This is a genomic window from Methyloversatilis sp. S146-33, assembly GCF_059552495.1.
Genome location: NZ_JCANOT010000037.1, coordinates 104,115 through 121,262 on the forward strand (window position 1 = coordinate 104,115; position 17,148 = coordinate 121,262).

Annotated in this window: 10 protein-coding genes; 2 read left to right on the forward strand and 8 right to left on the reverse strand. The window is 69.3% G+C overall.

What is annotated here, in order from left to right; all coding sequences use genetic code 11:
* Positions 1–325 precede the first annotated feature (325 nt).
* The gene (gene katG, locus AC51BJ_RS15685; RefSeq protein WP_496280838.1) at positions 326–2,500 is read left to right on the forward strand and encodes a catalase/peroxidase HPI; all 2,175 of its coding nucleotides are present in this window, start codon (positions 326–328) and stop codon (positions 2,498–2,500) included.
* Positions 2,501–2,753: 253 nt separating this feature from the next.
* Here the strand turns inward: katG and AC51BJ_RS15690 are convergent, their stop codons facing one another.
* From AC51BJ_RS15690 to AC51BJ_RS15715, 6 genes are all read right to left on the reverse strand, one after another.
* Positions 2,754–3,656 carry an HDOD domain-containing protein gene (locus AC51BJ_RS15690; protein ID WP_496280839.1) on the reverse strand — a complete coding sequence of 301 codons (903 nt, stop codon included), beginning with the start codon at positions 3,654–3,656 and terminating at the stop codon, positions 2,754–2,756.
* A 272-nt stretch (positions 3,657–3,928) separates the two neighbouring features.
* Positions 3,929–4,204: a cupin domain-containing protein gene (locus tag AC51BJ_RS15695; RefSeq protein WP_304003548.1), complete on the reverse strand. Its 276-nt coding sequence runs from the start codon at positions 4,202–4,204 to the stop codon at positions 3,929–3,931.
* 296 nt (positions 4,205–4,500) lie between these two features.
* Positions 4,501–6,834 (reverse strand): penicillin-binding protein 1C, encoded by a 2,334-nt coding sequence (pbpC, locus tag AC51BJ_RS15700; protein ID WP_496280840.1) that lies wholly within the window; start codon positions 6,832–6,834, stop codon positions 4,501–4,503.
* Positions 6,831–7,070, reverse strand: coding sequence for a hypothetical protein (locus AC51BJ_RS15705; protein WP_496280841.1), 240 nt, complete (start codon positions 7,068–7,070; stop codon positions 6,831–6,833). Before AC51BJ_RS15705 ends, pbpC begins: the two co-directional genes overlap by 4 nt.
* A 69-nt stretch (positions 7,071–7,139) precedes the next feature.
* Positions 7,140–8,915 carry a pyrroloquinoline quinone-dependent dehydrogenase gene (locus AC51BJ_RS15710; protein WP_496280842.1) on the reverse strand — a complete coding sequence of 592 codons (1,776 nt, stop codon included), beginning with the start codon at positions 8,913–8,915 and terminating at the stop codon, positions 7,140–7,142.
* Between the two features lie 120 nt (positions 8,916–9,035).
* The gene (locus AC51BJ_RS15715) at positions 9,036–10,097 is read right to left on the reverse strand and encodes a hypothetical protein (protein WP_496280843.1); all 1,062 of its coding nucleotides are present in this window, start codon (positions 10,095–10,097) and stop codon (positions 9,036–9,038) included.
* 121 nt (positions 10,098–10,218) lie between these two features.
* Here AC51BJ_RS15715 and AC51BJ_RS15720 point away from each other — a divergent pair, with 121 nt between their 5' ends.
* Positions 10,219–10,635: a hypothetical protein gene (locus AC51BJ_RS15720; RefSeq protein ID WP_496280844.1), complete on the forward strand. Its 417-nt coding sequence runs from the start codon at positions 10,219–10,221 to the stop codon at positions 10,633–10,635.
* Between the two features lie 207 nt (positions 10,636–10,842).
* On the opposite strand, the gene AC51BJ_RS15725 is transcribed toward AC51BJ_RS15720, so the two are convergent.
* Entirely contained in the window at positions 10,843–11,814 is a 972-nt protein-coding gene (locus AC51BJ_RS15725; protein ID WP_496280845.1) for a hypothetical protein, read from the reverse strand.
* A gap of 29 nt (positions 11,815–11,843) precedes the next feature.
* The gene (locus AC51BJ_RS15730; protein WP_496280846.1) at positions 11,844–16,877 is read right to left on the reverse strand and encodes an alpha-2-macroglobulin family protein; all 5,034 of its coding nucleotides are present in this window, start codon (positions 16,875–16,877) and stop codon (positions 11,844–11,846) included.
* Positions 16,878–17,148: the final 271 nt, after the last annotated feature.

The following is a 17,148-nucleotide window of genomic DNA, read 5'->3' on the forward strand; positions in this document are numbered from 1 at the left end:
TGGATCGCCGATGCGAAATCGAACGTCCTGTCAGCCCTTGACGCCCATGTCGCACTGCACCTTGGATGATCTTTTAGACTTGGTCTAAATATAAAGAAAATAACGATCACGGCACTGCGGGCGGCGACGCAGAATCCGTTCTGCACGGTCGACGCAGCATCACGATCAAGCACACAGAAAAACAGAGCATGCAGGGCTGATGGCGGGGCGTTGCTCCCCCCGCACCTCCGTTGCACCACGAACTGCCCGCGAAAGTTGTTCCGGGCGCTTACCTGACACCGGCCCGAAGCATCGCGCCGGCGTTCCGAAGAACAAGGAGAGCGATGTGAACACGAGAGACCAGAACACGATCGGCAAATGCCCGGTCATGCACGGCGGTGCGACCAACGGCCGCATCAACGTGATGGAGTGGTGGCCCGAGGGGCTGAACCTGGACATCCTTCACCAGCACGACCGCAAGACCAATCCGATGGGCGAAGGCTTCAACTACCGGGAAGAGGTGAAGAAGCTCGATTTCGAAGCGCTGCGCAAGGACGTGACCGCGCTGATGACCGAAAGTCAGGACTGGTGGCCGGCCGACTGGGGTCACTACGGTGGCCTGATGATACGGATGGCCTGGCATGCCGCCGGTACCTACCGCGTGGCCGACGGCCGCGGCGGCGGCGGCACCGGCAACCAGCGTTTCGCACCGCTCAACTCTTGGCCCGACAATGGCAACCTCGACAAGGCCCGTCGCCTGCTGTGGCCGATCAAGAAGAAGTACGGCAACAAGCTGTCCTGGGCCGACCTCATCCTGTACGCCGGCACCGTGGCCTATGAATCGATGGGCCTCAAGACCTACGGCTTCGCCTTCGGCCGCGAGGACATCTGGCACCCGGAAAAAGACATCTACTGGGGTTCGGAAAAGGAATGGCTGGCCAAGTCGGACAACCCGCACAGCCGCTACTCGGGCGAACGCGACCTCGCCAATCCGCTGGCCGCGGTGATGATGGGTCTGATCTACGTGAACCCGGAAGGCGTGGACGGCCAGCCGGATCCGCTGAAAACCGCCCACGATGTACGCGTCACCTTTGCCCGCATGGCGATGGACGACGAGGAAACCGTGGCGCTCACCGCCGGTGGCCACACCGTGGGCAAAGCGCACGGCAATGGCGATGCCGCCCTGCTCGGCCCCTCGCCCGAAGGCGCGCCGATCGAGGAACAGGGTTTCGGCTGGATGAACCACAGCACGCGCGGCGTCGGCAATCAGGCGGTCACCAGCGGCCTCGAAGGCGCCTGGACCACGAACCCGACCAAGTGGGACGACGGCTACTTCAAGCTGCTCCTTGGTTACGACTGGGAACTGAGGAAGAGCCCGGCCGGCGCGTGGCAATGGGAACCGGTCAACATCCGCGAGGAAGACAAGCCGGTCGACGCCGAAGACCCGTCCGTCCGCCGCAACCCCATCATGACCGACGCCGACATGGCGATGAAGATGGACCCGGCCTACCGGAAGATTTCCGAACGCTTCCACGCCGACCCGGCCTACTTCAGCGAAGTGTTCGCCCGCGCCTGGTTCAAGCTCACCCACCGCGACATGGGCCCGAAGGCGCGCTACATCGGCCCGCAGGTGCCGTCCGAAGACCTGATCTGGCAGGATCCGGTACCCGCCGGTCGCACCGACTACGATGTCGCCGCGGTCAAGGCGAAGATCGCCGCCGCCGGCCTGAGCATCGGCGACATGGTCGCCACAGCCTGGGACAGCGCCCGCACCTTCCGCGGCTCCGACTTCCGCGGCGGCGCCAACGGCGCACGCATCCGCCTCGCGCCGCAGAAGGACTGGGAAGCCAATGAACCGGCCCGCCTGGCCCGGGTGCTGCCGGTGTACGAACGCATCGCTTCCGACACCGGCGCCAGCGTCGCCGACGTCATCGTGCTGGCCGGCAATGTCGGCGTCGAACTGGCGATCAAGGCGGCCGGCATCAAGGTCGACGTGCCCTTCGCGCCGGGCCGCGGCGACGCCACGCAGGCGCAGACCGACGTCGAATCCTTCGAAGTGCTGGAGCCGGCCGCCGACGGCTACCGCAACCGGCAACCGCGCGACTATGTGGTGAAGCCGGAAGAACTGCTGCTCGACCGCACCCAGCTCCTCGGCCTCACTGCCCCCGAGATGACCGCGCTTATCGGCGGTCTGCGCGTGCTGGGTGCCAATCACGGCGGCAGCCCGCACGGTGTATTCACCGACCGCGTCGGCGCGCTGACGAACGACTTCTTCGTCAATCTGACCGACATGGCCTACCGCTGGAAGCCGGTCGGCAGCAATCTGTACGAAATCGTCGACCGCAAGACCGGTCAGGTGAAATGGACGGCCACCCGCGTCGATCTGGTGTTCGGTTCGAACTCCATCCTGCGCGCCTACGCCGAGGTCTACGCACAGGACGACAACAGGGAAAAGTTCGTCCGCGACTTCGTCGCCGCCTGGACCAAGGTGATGAACGCCGACCGCTACGACCTCGCCTGAAGTCGTCCGGCCGGCATGAAAAAGGCCCGCCTCCGCATCCCCGAGGCGGGCTTATTCTTGATCTGCAGCGAAGCCTGCGGACAGCGACAGCCGCATCGCGGCCAAGGCCGCTCCCACAAGAAGCGCTCCCTGATCGCTGCCGGAGCCGGGTTTCTGTGGGAGGGGTCTTCTGACCCCGACAGCGGCCTGCATCGAAGCCTGCGGACAGCGACGGCCGTGTCGCGGCCAAGGCCGCTCCCACAAGAAACCCGCCCTATCCCTGCATCGCCCCGCGTCGCAACACACCGAAAACCTGTTCGATCTCCGGCAACAGCCCGGCGAATCGCTCACGCGTCGGCGCCGGGCGCTGACTCACATGACATACCGGGTCGTCGTACAGCTCGGTCGCTCCGCCGGCCAGCACGCTGGCGGAGAACACCAGATCCGACAGCGAGCGGGGCATGCCGGTGCGTGCGCGCGGCTGTTCGTGGTCGCGCATCGCGTCGATCAGCACCTCGGGCACGCCCAGCGACTGCAGCAACGATTCGCCCACGCTTTCGTGCCATTCGAGGATGAGCGCATTGATGTCCTGCGCGTCGAACGCCGCCGACGGACGCCGGGCCAGGCGGTCCAGCAGGTAGAAGGCGCCGATGTCGTGCAGCAGCCCGGCCGTCATCGCCTCGTCCGGATCGAGCGACGTGAGCCGGCGCGCCAGCACATAGGCACCGGCGGCGGTGCGCAGCGTGTGCAGCCACAGCCGGCGCGACAGTTCATCGACGTGCGAAAGCTGGCGCGCACAGCCGATCTGACCACAGGACACCGCACGCGCCACGCGCTGCGCCCGGTCCGCGCCCAGCCTGGCCAGCGCATCGCGCACGCCGGTCACTGGCGCGACGCGCCGACCGCGGTTCGCTCGCCGCAACAGCCGCGCACACAACAGCGGATCGACCCGCGCCGCACCGGCCAGCTGCGGCGCCGTCACGTCCGGCGCGCGCAGCGTCTGCCGCACGCACAGCAGCGCGTCGAAACAGATGGGAAAAATCACCCCCGGCCGCAGATCGCGCGCGAGTTCCGCCAGCAGGTCGAAGGAGCGGGCGCTGTCGTCAGCCGGCGACAGCGCCTGCGCGAAGTCGTGCGTGGCGACGGAGGGCATCGCGGCGCTGAACGATGGATTCAATCCGTTCTCCCTGGCGGACGACGGCGCAGACCAAAGCTGCAGACTGACCGGAACAGCAACCGGTCTCGTTCCATCCTCTACACGCGGGCGACGCAAGCGGATGCACCCGGAGAGTCGCCCTCCGCGTTCAGGACATGAGTGCATCATCCGCCTGAACGATCCACGGCACCTGACAACTATGTGGCACTTCGCCACCACACGGGAGCCAATCACCTTCAAAACAAAAAGGGCCTTGAAATATCAAGGCCCTTCCGTTGCGCAGCCGGGTTTGCTCAGCTGTGCTTGTAGTGCTTGCGCAGCGGCTTCACGACTTCCCACATCGACTTCATGCCCTTCGGGAACACGACGAAGTCGCCGGCCTTGATCACCACCTTGTCGCCACCCTGCGGCGTCACGTGGATCTCGCCTTCGAGCAGGTAGGCGCTTTCGGTCATCGAGAAGTCGAGCGGGAACTTCGACACTTCCTTTTCCCAGATCGACCAGCTGGACACGCCCAGCGCCTTCAGCTTCTCTTCGGTCGGGTTGTGATCGACGACAATTTGAGTCATGGCTATTCCTTGATTGGATGGGAGGTTGAAACGAAAGACGGGACCGCCGAGCGTGGAGTCGGTGGCGCGAAGAACGATGGGCGGTCAGCGCAGCGTGACCGCGTCCGAGCACTGCATGCTCACGGCGTCCAGCGCGCGGGTCAAGGCGACACGGCGCGGCATCGCCGAATCGGACCACATCGTCACCGTACGCGCAGACCTTGCCCGTTGGAATGTCAGGAACGGAACACTGCCGGCCCCTCGCAAGAGCAGGTGCCACGCGGCCCGCCGTCGGCGGAAGCGCTCCTTCGTTCCGGCTAGATGCCCGGCGGCGCGTCAACCGTGAAGCGGACGCTATGATGCCGCCCCGCTTCGTCCAGCACGGTCAGCCGGTGCGCACCCGCCTCGTTCATCAGCAGCTTGCCACCCGCGTCCGGCATCACCCTCTTCCCGTCCAGCAGCCAGTACACCGGCCCCTGCGCGCCGCGCACGGCAAGTTGCAGCGATACGTGGCGCTGGTGCGGGGCCGGGCGCAGGCGGCTGGCTTCGTTCAGGCCGACGATGCGCAACGTGGCGGCGGGCGTGCCGCCGGTCGGGGCGCAGCCGGGCTGCCAGTCGGGGATGCGCTGGTCGGCGGGCAGCCAGCCGGCCAGCCAGGGTTGCAGCAGCGTGGGCCAGCGAGCGGTATCACGCGGCTGGCCGTGGCCGCAGCCGGGCACGGTGCGCAGGCCGCTGGCCGGATCGATCCAGAGGGTCTGGCGCAGGCTGCTGCCGTCGATGCGGTCCGGCCGGGTGGGCGGCACGGCGCCGGCCAGCGACCAGGCGGCACGGCGTCGGTGGCACAGCGGCGCGGGCGTTTCGGCCGCCGCCGTGCCCAGGGGCCAGCAGATGTCGACCGGCTGCACCGTGGCCGGACGGTCGCGCGGGGGCAAGGCGTCGCGCGGCAGTGCCGCGGCGATGTCCTTCAGCAAGGGCGCGGCCACGTTGGCGCCGAAAAAGCCGGGGTTGGGCGTGCCGTCCGGCCGGCCCAGCCACACGCCCAGCGCGTAGCGGCCGGACACGCCGACCGCCCAGGCGTCGCGGAAGCCGAAGCTGGTGCCGGTTTTCCACGCCAGCGGTGCCGCACCCCCGCTCTCGACGAAAGGCCGATCCGGGTGGCCGCCGCCTTCGAGGATGTCGCGCACGATCCAGGCCGCACCCTCGCTCATCAGCCGCGTTTCCTCGACCGGAGCGTCCGGCGTCAGCCGCGGCCTGCCGGCCAGACCGCCGGCGGCGAGCGCGCGGTAACCACCGACCAGTTCTTCCAGCGTGACGCCGGCGCCGCCGAGGATGAGGCTGAGGTTGTGCTGTTCGCCAGTCGCGATACGCGGCTTGATGCCGCCCTCCGTCAGCCGGGCGGCGAAACGCGCTGGGCCGATCTGGTCCAGCAGGTCGACCGCCGGCACGTTGAGCGATCGTTGCAGCGCCTCGGACACGCTGACCGGCCCGGAAAAGTCCGCCTGGAAGTTGCCGGGCTGGTAGCCGCCGAAGGCCTGCGGCGCGTCGATCAGCAGGCTTTCGGAGTGGATCAGGCCGTCGTCCAGCGCCATCGCGTACAGGAAGGGCTTGAGCGCCGAGCCGGGCGAGCGCACGCCGCGCACCATGTCGACGTGAGCGCCGCGCGCGTTGTCGCTGAAGTCGGCCGAGCCGGCGTAGGCGCGCACCTCCAGCGTCGCCGCATCCAGCACCAGCGCAGCGATGGACACGCGCGGCGGCAGCACGCTCGCACGGTCGGCCAGCAGGCGCTCGACCGTGGTCTGCAGTTCGCGGTCCAGTGTGCTGGCGACGCGGGTGAGACCGGCGGCGCCGGCCTTGCGTGCGCGACTGCGCAGGCGCTCGGCGGCCAGCGGCGCCAGCCAGGCGCCCTGCAGCTTCTGCGCGATCACCGGCTCGATGCGCGCATCGGCCACCACCGCCGGCGACCAGATGCCGAAGCGTTCCAGCCGCGCCAGCACGCGGTCGCGCGCGGCCTGTGCCGCCTGCGGCGCGCGGTCCGGACGCAGTCGGCTGGGCGCGCGCGGCAGCGTGGCGAGCAGCGCCGCTTCGGCGTGACTGAGATCGCGCGACGGCTTGCCCAGATAGGCACGGCTGGCCATCTCCACCCCTTCGACGATGCCGCCCATCGGCGCGTGATTGAGGTAGAGCGTCAGGATGTCGTCCTTGGACAGCCGCCATTCCAGCTGCAGCGCACGCACGATCTGGCGCAGCTTGCCACGCGGCGTGCGCGGCACCGGTTCGAGGATGCGCGCGACCTGCATGGTGAGCGTCGAGCCGCCGGACACGATGCGGCCGGTCGTGGCCCACTGCCACGCGGCACGCGCGAGCGAGGCCGGATTGACGCCCGGGTGCCAGCGGAACCAGCGGTCTTCATAGCCGAGCAACGCTTCGATGTAGCGCGGCGACACTTCGGCTGGGGTGACCGGATAGCGCCAGGCTCCGTCGCTGCCGGGCCAGGCGCGCAGCGGGCTGCCGTCGCGGGCCAGCACGATGAAGCCGTCGTTGCCTGACGGCAGCGGCGGCGGAAAAATCCGGTCGAACAGCCACAGTGCGGCCAGCAACAGCAGGATGACGGCGACGACGCGCCGCCGCCATGCCGCGCCGACCGACTTCATTCAGCGCGCGGAGGTGGAGCGGTATCGGGCGCGGGCGCCGGGTGTTCCGCCATCCAGCGCGCGAGCAGCGCCTGACCACGCGCGAACTCGTCGTCCTCGATCAGCAGCGTGACCGCCCCGCCCTGCCGCGCGTCAGCGCTGGCTGCGGCGAGCTTGACGTGCAGCCCTTCGAGGGCGAGCACGTCGCGCAGCATGCGGGCGTCGAGGCCGTTGGCGATGGTGGCGAGGGCTTTCATTGCGGGCGGTGGGGTGCCGGCGCACCGGCGGTCGAGGCCCGCAATCTAACCGATATCGGCGCGGGTCGCTCAGCGGGGGCCGGTCCCGCTTGCGACAGCCGGCTGGGGCAGCGCGAACACGTGGAGCGCATCGCCCTGCGGAAAGCCGAACAGCGCGTTGCCGCCGGCCGCGACCGCGACGTACTGGCGACCGTCGATGGCGTAGCTGACGGGCGGCGCATTGACGCCGGCGTCGACCTGCCACGACCAGAGCCGCATGCCGCTGCCGCTGTCGAAGGCGGCGAAGCTGCGCTCGCCGATGCCGGTGAACACCAGCCCGCCGGCCGTCGACAGCACGCCGCCGACCATGGGCTGATCCAGCTTCACCTGCCAGCGCAGCCTTCCCTCATGTGCGAGGTCGACGGCCGCCAGCACGCCGCCACGCGGACCTTCCGGCTCGCTGACCACGTAATGGAAACGGCTGCCGTCCGGGCGCTCGGCCTCGCGCACCGTGTAGCGGGTCGGCAGATGGATGCCGGGCACGAACAGCAGCGCCTGCTCCGGGTCGAGCGCCGACGGCGACCAGCTCGCGCCGCCGGCGATGCCCGGCGCGATCACCACGCCGTCGGCGCTCGGTGCGGCGAACAGGTTCTGCTGCGGCACGAAGGCTTCGGAACGGAACAGCAGTCGACCGTCGCGCCGGTCGTGTACGTAGACCCAGCCCAGCTTGCTCGGCTGCGCCAGCGCCGGGATGCGCTCGCCGCCCCGCTGCAGCTCGAACAGCACCGGCGGGCTGGCGACGTCATAGCCCCAACGGTCGTGCGGCACCTGCTGGTGGTGCCAGACGCGGCGACCGGTGCGCAGGTCGAGTGCGACCAGCGAAGCGGTGTAGAGGTTGTCGCCAGGGCGCGAGCCATCGGCCATCTGCGGCGACGGGTTGCCGGTGCCGAAGAAGATCAGCCCGCGTTCAGCGTCGATGGCGGGCGTCGCCCACAGCGAGCCGCCGCCGTGACGCCAGGCCCCGCCCTCGCGGGCGAGCGCTGCGCGCTCGGCCGGCAGATCGCGGCCGAGATCCAGACCGTCTGCGGTGCGGGCGGCGAAGTCGCCCTCCCAGCCGGGGCCGGTCACTTCGAACTGCCACACGCGCCGGCCGCTGGCGGCGTCGAAGGCGGCCAGTACCCCCGGCCGGCCGTACTGGCCCGGCAGCCCGACCACTGCGTTCTCCGGGTGCAGGCCGTAGCCGACGCCGGTGATGCCGACGATGACCAGATCGCCGGCCACCTGCGGCGCCATTGCGATGCCGACGCCGGTCGAGCCCTGGGTTTCGCGTCGGCTCAGCGGGTCGCTGTCCGGCAGTTGCGCCGCCTGTTCGGTCGCAGGTGCTGCGTCGGCCACCGCTACGTTCCACAGCGGCGCGCCGGTGCGCGCATCGAGCGCGATCAGGCGGGCGTCGACGGTTCCGACGAAGACGCGGCCGTCGCGCACTGCCACGCCGCGGTTGGCCGGCCCGCAGCACAGCCGGCCCGCTGGGCGCGGATGTTCGTAGCGCCACCGCTCGCGACCGCTGCGCGCGTCGAGCGCGGCAACGTGACTGAAGGGCAGCGATACATACATCGTGTCGCCAACCACGATGGGCGTGGCCTGGAAGGTGGCCTTGACGCCGCTATGCCAGGTCCAGGCCGGTTCGAGCGTCGCCACGTTGTCGCGGTTGATCTGCTCCAGCCGCGCGTGCCGCTGCCCGCCGGCGTCATTGCCGTGCAGCGGCCAGCCGGTGTTGCCGCCCTCGCCATACGCAGCGCTCGTCACCAGCGTCAGCGTGGCCAGCAGGTGGCCGGCGTGCCGGCGCATTCCGTACGTCCTGATCATTCACCCATCTCCGTCATCGATGCCGACGGGATGGTAGGCCGGGAGTACCCGCCTCCGGGCAGGCAATTTGCCGCCGTCATGCGTGGCAGCGTCCCCGCGCGGACGGAGGTCGGCGCACCCTCAGGGACGAACGAGCAGGTGCTCGATGGTGCCGGCCGGTGGTTGGCGATGGATGCGCAGCAGCACGGCGGCCACCGGCCCCTCGGTGTCGACGGCTACACGCCTGTATCCGCGCATGACGCAGTCGTCGCGCGCGCTTTCACCGGGCTGCAGCACGCCGTTCAGGCTGCGGTAATGCAGCCGTCCGTCGCTCAGCCAGCCCGGCTGCACGAGATCGCGCGACAGCGGCACCGGCAGGTCGAAGCCGTCGTTGCGCCAGGCGACAACGAAATCCTGCACCGGCACAGCGGCAGGTGCGACCTTGACACGGCTCTGCCACGCCTTGCCCGCCGTGTCGCGCCAGTAGATGCGCAGCGGCGGCGGTTCGCTGCCATCGGCCCAGGCCAGATGCAGGTCGTCGCCGTTGCGGCACAGCCAGGGATGCATCTGCGTTGCGGTGTCGGCCCACAGCCCGCCGTGCAGGGCCTCGACGCGCTCGACCTGCACGCCGGGTGGCGCGATCAGCGAATGCGCATTGAGCACGCCGGCGTCACCGAGACGGAAGCGCTGCGCCGCATCGGCGCGATGCGGCAACGGCATTTCGGGACGCGAGGCGCGGGCGGCGGCGTCGAACTGGCGCGAAATCATGAATACCGGCGTCTGCAGCGCGGTGAACACCGCCGGCGGACACAGCAGCAGCATCAGGCCGCTGCCGGCGATCCACGCCGATTCGCCGCGCGACAAGCGCGGCGAGGCGAGCCAGCCGGCCAGCAGGTGCACGCCGAACCACAGCAGCGGCGCGACGACGAGCAGCAGCAGGTAGAACACCGCCAGCCCCTCCATGCCGGACACCGCGCGCGCCGGCCCGAGCACTGCCGCCACGACGACCGCCAGCGCCGGCAGCGAAGCCAGCCGCACCACCCACCACGACGCGCCCTTGCCGCGCGCCGCAAACATGCGTCGCTCCAGCCGCAGCACGGCCAGAGCAGCAATCAGCAATGCGAGCGCGACGGCCGCCCACAGCGCGCGGGCGAGCGGCGGCTGGGTGGCGAAGATTTCAGTCAGGAAGTCGGGTATCGGCATTCGGGGGCGATGAGTGCATGGGCTGCGTCCATCCAATAACGGCCACCCATGCGCATTCTCAAGCCGGCCGGGCCGATGCCGATAGCACATCAGTTCCGTATGCCGACGAAGGACAACATCAATGAACGGTGAACGAGCGACAGAACACGACTACGTGCGCCTGCTGCGTGCCTGGGTGGCCAGCCTGAAACAGCGCTTCCGCCTCGACCCGGCGTGGGAAAGCGCGCTGGATCGACTGGACCGGCGCCTGACCGAGTTGCCGGCAACGGTCACCGCCTACGACGTCGGCCGACTGTTCCACCCGCTGGAAAAGCATCGCATGGTCACCCGCGACACGCCGGGCGCCGACCGCGTGCTGCACTACCTGATCGAAGCAGGCCGCGACGGCCCGATGGAAAAGTGCTCGCCCGAACTGCGCGAGTGGTTCCGCAAGCACTACATGTGGTCGAGCGGCAGCGTGCTGACGCCGATGCAGGTCGATGAACTGAACACCCAGACTTCGAACGAGGCGATGCGGCACTACTTCGGCGGCGCCTGAGAATAGATACAGGCGCCGTGGCGTCAGCCACCGCATCGCGGCCAAGGCCGCTCCCACGGGCTGTGCGCCCTATCTGCGGCCGGAGCGAGAAGTCTGGGGGAGGGGTCTTCTGACCCCGACAGCCTGCCTGGATCGACGCGGGCGGAATGCCGCGGCCCTGTCGTGGCCAAGGCCACTCCCACAGGGAATACGCGCGAAGCAGACGGCCTACTTGCAGACCCGCTTCAAGGCGTTGCGCAGCCGCGCGTCGTCGGACAAATCGGCCGTCTTCAGATCCTTGCCCACCGCACGCCGGTAGCAGGCTTCGCGCGTACGGATGTCGTCGTCGCTGTCGAACAGGCTGCCAAGGGTGCGGCCGCCCATGTCGGCGACGACGCGCTCGGCGGTCGCGCTGCGATCGACGCAGGTGCTCAGGTCGAACTTGCGAGCGGCGATCGCCGTATCGTCCAGCTTCTTGGTGCGCTGCTGCATCGCCGTGCTGCTGTCGACGCAACTGCAGTCATAGCGCAGCAGACCGGTACGATCACCGCCTGCGTTTTGCTCGGCGCACCAGGCACGGTTCTTCGCACGCACCGGGTTGTCGCCAACGGCGGCACCCGGCAGCGCGGGAGCGTCCTGACCCACCGCGTCATTCGTGCCACCACGTCTCATCGTCGCGCCCACCGCGGCAGGCGAGCCGGTCGAGTACATGCAGCGCGCGATGTAGTCGAGATGCGAGGCGCCGGGTTCCAGGTTGTCTCGCGCCCAATCCTCGCAGGCCGGCCGGCGCGCCTTGGCGCGTTCAGGCGAATCGTGGCCCTGCAGCGCGGCGGCACCGGTCGCGGTGGACACGCCACCGCTGTCGGCGTGACGTTTGCCTTCGCGGGCCAGGCAGTTCCACAGCGACTCATCGCTCTCGCCTTCGCGGTTGCCCCAGAAGGCACCGGATTTTTCGCGACAGCGCTGGATGCGTTCCTGCGCGACCCAGCCGCCACGTTCGTGCGCGTCGACCATGCAGCGATGGAACAGTACGCCGTCCAGTCGTCCGCCCTTGCGGGCGTCGGCGTCGCACTGCTTGCGCGCCGCCGTCGACCAGGCGTCGAAATCCGCACGGCTGTCCGCCCACACCGGCGACGCACCCGCCAGCATGCCGATCAGGGCGGCCACAGTCACCCGATGTACCGAACGCATTCGCATCATGATGCCCTTCCTCCCGTTGTCGGCCGCACTCATTTGCGGGCCGGTCCGCCGTCTATAACGTCCAGCATCGCGCCGCGTTCACCGACGATGCGCAGTTCCGGCCGGTACATGTCCTCGACGAAGGTGCCGGGCACCGTGTAGCGGCCCGGGGTGACGACCCTCACCATGTACACGAGGTTCATCGGTGCCGAATCGAGTTTCACCGCGGCGACGAAGCGGTCGTCGCGGTATTCGCGGTGTTTCACCCGGTTGTCCATCAGCGTGTCCATCACGCGCAGCGACTGGCCGCCCGGCAGTTGCAGCGTGAATTCGGTCGCCTGCGGTCCCTGCGACAGGTTCTGATTCTCGATTTCCAGACCGGCCGGCAGGCGGTCGACCAGCAGCGCGTCGTCGGCGCGTCGGGTCGGCCTGACCTCGACCCGCACCAGCATCAGCTCGCCCACCTTCAGCGCGCGGCCGCTCCAGGGACGGCCGTCGGCCTCGAACAGCGTGCGCTGCGCCGTGCCCAGACCGTTGTCGACCGGCGGCGCGATCTTCGGATAGCCGGCGCCTTCGATCTCGACATAGAGCGGCGCGTCGCCGGTGTTGCTGATCGCCGCGCCCTTGCGCGCCGCCGCCGCGTCGACGGGGAGCAGCGCGGGCTTGTCGCCCTTGAAGTCACCACCGTCCTCCACCGCGGCCGACCACGGTTTGCCCGCGCCCAGACCGGCGGCGCGGCCTGCCATCACCAGCGAGATCTGCTCCTGCGTGGACAGCCAGCGCCGCTTCGCGGTGTCGTTCGACAGCTCGAACAGCAGGTTGGCGGCGCGGTCGAGCTTCACCTCGTGACGGGCGAGCAGCGCGTACAGCGTGGCGCGGTCGCGCAGCGGACTGCCGTAGTCGCCCAGCCACTCGTACTCGGCGTCGTTGCCGCGCAGTCCGTAGGGCTTGGTCAGCGCTTCGTCGAGCGCGACGCGCGAACGCGCCTCGTCGCCCATCAGCTTCAGCGCCAGGCCGAGGTGGGCAAGCGCCAGCGGCGACTTCGCCAGCTGCCGGTGCTCGTCATGCAGCAGGCGCAGCGTGGCCAGCGGCGCGCGCTGTTCGCGCGCCAGCACATAGCCGAGGTGGGCGGCGTTGGCAAAACGCAGGTGGGCACCGCGCACGAGGTCCATCTGGCCGGGCTGGTTGCCTGCCTGCGCCGGCAGCCGCGGCATCTGCGACGGCGCGAGCTGGAACTCCTTCAGCATCCAGTCGCCCAGCTTCTTCTGGAAGGCTTCGGGCACGGTGAAACCGCCCGCCCTGGCGTCGATCAGGAAACCGGCGACATAGGCGCTGATCCAGTATTCGTACTCGCCGCCGCCCCACATTGTCATGCCGCCCGACGCGCCCTGCATGCCGGCCAGCCGGCCGATGGCGCCCTCGACCATGGTTGCGCGTTCCGCACGCGAGTACTGCTTCAGACCCAGTTCCTTCGCGTAGGCCTCGTCGATGATGACGTGCGGCCAGGCGGAGCTGACCGTCTGTTCGGCGCAGCCATAGGGATAGCGCAGCAGGCCGCGCACGCTCTCGCGGATGTTCAGCGGCGGGCTGGACGAGGCGCTGACGTTCAGCGTCGCCGATGCCGGCCAGAATCTATCGAGCAGCGCGGCGTCGATGGCCTGACGCGCGCCCGGCTCGACCTTCATGCGCAGCACGCTGCGTTCGAGCGCGACCGGCGGCGTCACCTGCAGCGCGGCTTCGCGCTCGATGTGGATGGGCTTGGCGCCGCCACTGGCGTCGAGCACCAGCTTCAGCCGCGCCAGCCCTTCCGCCTCGACCGCCTCGGCGTCGAAACGCAGCGTTTCGCGCTGTTTCGGCGCCAGCGTCAGCGTGCGCGCGCCGTCGGCGATGCGCGCCGGCGACTCGGCCGACAGCGTGAGGCGGATCTGCTGCGGTGACTCGGTCAGGTTGGTCACTTCGAGCGCGACCTTCGCGCTGTCGCCGGGCGCGATGAAGCGCGGCGTCGACAGTTCGGCGACGATGGGTGCGGCCACGGTCAGTTCGCGCTCGCCGTGGCCGTAGCGCTCCGGCGTCGAGGCGACCGCCATCAGGCGCAGGCTGCCGTTGAAGTCGGGCAGCGTCAGCGTGATCGCCGCCTCGCCCTTGTCGTCCAGCTTCACCGGGCCGGAGAACAGATCGACCAGCTTCACCTTCTTCGGCATGCTCTGCGAGTCGCGCATGCCGGCGTCGCCGCCCCACTTGAGCTTGCCGCGCGAGCCGTCCATCTTCTCGATCAGCCGGCCGTAGATGTCGAGCAGGTCGGGTGCGTAACGCTGCTTGCCGAAGAAGTAGCCGTGCGGGTCGGGCGTGGCGAACTTCGTGATGTTGAGGATTCCTTGATCCACCGCCGACAGCGTCACCCAGGCGGCCTGCCCGGTTGCGCCATCGACCTTCACCTTCACCGTGGTTTTCGTTTCCGGCTCGACCTTGGCCGGCGCGTCCAGCGCCACCTTGAGCCGACGGTCGTCGCGCGCGAGCGGAATGTGTGCAAGCCCGAGTGCGCGCGCCGGCGTGACGCGGCTGCCTTCGCTGCCCGGCCGGAAGGCCAGCACCGACACGTAGAGGTCGTGGCGGTTCCAGCGCTTGTCCAGCGGCAGGTCGATGGCGGTGCCGGCGGCACTCACCTTGACCCGCTTGGCCCACAGCACGCGGTCGCCTTCGATCAGCACGAGCGCCTCGCCGTCGTGCGGCGGCGTCAGGTGCGCCTTCACCGTGTCGCCCGCCTTGTAGGGCGCGCCTTCGAGCCGCACCTGCACGCGGTCCGGCCGGTTGCCGAGCGCCTCGTTGTCCTGCGCGCCCCAGCCGGCGTAGAAGCGGTAGCGCATCGTAAGCTTCGTCTGCGGGTCGTCGATCTCCAGCCGGTAACGCCCCCAGGTGACCGGGAAACCGAGCTTGGTCTGCGTCTTCAGCGCGACGCTGCGGCTGTCGATCAGCTCGTCATTCTCGCTGAAGCCGGAGTGCCAGCCGCGCTGGTCGTCGAAGCGCCAGTAGTACTGACGCTCTTCCCTGAACAGCCGCACATTGGCCTTGTCGATCGGCGCAAAGGCGGCGTCCGGCAGGAAGCGGCCGACCTCGAATTCGGCCAGTGCCGATTCGCGCGCGACGTCGCTGTCGAACAGCGGACGCACCGCGATCAGCGCCGGCGCTGGCCACCACGCACGCTCGACCGAACGCACGACCGGCCGGCCGGCCGATTCGAGCAGGCTCAGGCTGACGCGCAGCTGCAGCGGCGAGCGCGCGGCGCCCGGGTCGTAAGGCACTTCGACGGTCGCGGCGCCGCTGTCGTCGAGCGCCGTTTCTTCCAGCTCGCGCCGGCCCTTCAGCGCATCGTCGGCGAAGTCGCCGAAGATGAAGCCCGGCTTCTTCTGCGGCAAGGCGAAACGCTGCCGCTCGGTGGCGAGCGCGCCGAGCAGGCGGTTGCCGGAGGCCGGCGCGCCGAACAGGTAGTCGCCCTGCACGCCGATGTCGAAGGGTGCGCCTTCGGTCAGCACGCGCTCATCGGACTTCAGCGCGAGCTTCATCCGCTCGGGCAGGAATTCCTCGACCTTGAAACGCATGACCGCGTCCGGCCGCTTCGCCGCCGGGTCGGCGCGCAGTTCGAGCGTCCAGGCGCCGGTCTGCGCGTCGGCCGGTATTGCCAGCGGCTGCCGGTAGTAGCCCGGCTGCTCGCCCGAACTTTTCCAGACGCGCTGGCTCACGGTGCGGCCGTCCGGCCGCTTCAGCACCGCGGAGAGTGGCAGCGGCTCGATCGCGCGGCCGTCTGCGTCGCGCACCAGTACCGACACGTCGAAGGTTTCGCCCGGCCGGTAGAGGTCGCGACCGCTGTATGCGAACAGCTTGGTGCTGGTCGGCAGCAGACCCGACGTGTCGAATTCCGACAGGTCCAGCGCCGCCTCGGCCAGCGACACAACCGACAGCTCTCGCCCGCGCCGCGCGATCACCAGCCGCGCATCGGCCGGTGCCGCCTCGAAGGTGGCGCGACCGTCGCCGTCGCCCTTCACCGTGGCCACGCGCTTGCCGTCGCCGTCCAGCAGTTCGAATTCGACGCCGTCGAGGGCCGTACCCGACTTCAGCGACGTGGCGAAGGCGTCGATGCGGCCGCCGTTGCGGTGCAAGTGCAGGCCGATGTCGCTGACGTAGAAATAGGTGGTCTGGTAGTCGCCCGCGAAACTGCCGGGCGCGCTCATGACGGCGATGTAAACGCCGGGCTCCTTCAGTTCCTTGATGTTCTCGACCGGCAGGAAGCTCACGTGCCGGCGGTCCTTCTTGTCGTCGGTCAGGAAGCGGCCGAGATAGACGCTGGTCGACAGCTCCTTCAGCCGGTCCAGGTACCAGCCCGAGGTGCGGCCACGCAGATCCACCGTTCCGCCGTCGTAGTACTCCTCGTCGTAGACCTCGCCTTCGCCGTCCGCGCCCTCCTCGGCCTGGGTGCGGCGGATGCCGTACACCTTGTCGAGGAAAGCCGGTAGCTGCGCCGGCTCGACACGCAGGAACTGCACGTCGACCTCCGGCGTGTTGACGGTGACCACCGGCAGCCCCCCGTTCTGGCCGGCCGGCAGCACGGTGCCGCGGCTGGCGAAGAAGTGCGCCGGCGGCATGTCCTCGACCAGGGTTTCGCACTGGTGGACGCCGGCCAGCTGATCGCCGGAACGCGCCGCCACGCCGGTCGCGATGTCGATGCGGTAGCGACGCTTGGGCAGCACGCCGGAAAAGAAGGCGACGCGCGGGTTGTCGCCGACGCGCCAGTGACCGGCGACCTTGTCGGCATCATCGCGGCCAGCGTCGGCTTCGCCGAGGTCGGTCACTTTCATCAGGTCGTTCAGCGTCTGCCGTGCGGCCAGCGGCCGGCTGAAGGTCACCGCCAGCACCGGGCCCTCGTCGCGGCTGCGCGCAGTGCAGTTCATGACCGCAAACGGCGTTGACGGGTCGTCACCGATCGCCGCCACGTCCGCGCCGGGCGTACGCCCGAACTGCCACCATGCACCGGCCGATGCGGCCACCACGACCGCTGCCGCCAACCATCCGACCACCTTCCCGTTCGCCATCGCGGACCGCCCGTATGTCATGACGCGTCGGATTATCCTCGCTGCCGTGGCGGAATGGCGGACGAATGCGCAACACCGGCGTCGTTCTCCACACTGCGGCGGCGCCGACCTTACCCGAACCGGCGCCGCTATCGCGAGCAAGCTCGCTTGTATGTTCTACCGTGGCAAGCGTAGGAATAGCTTGTCGGGCGGAGGGACCGAGCTCGGATCTGACGGCAAGCACGTACAGACAGTGGGAGAGATGTCCCGCCCTCACCCCAAGCACCGATCA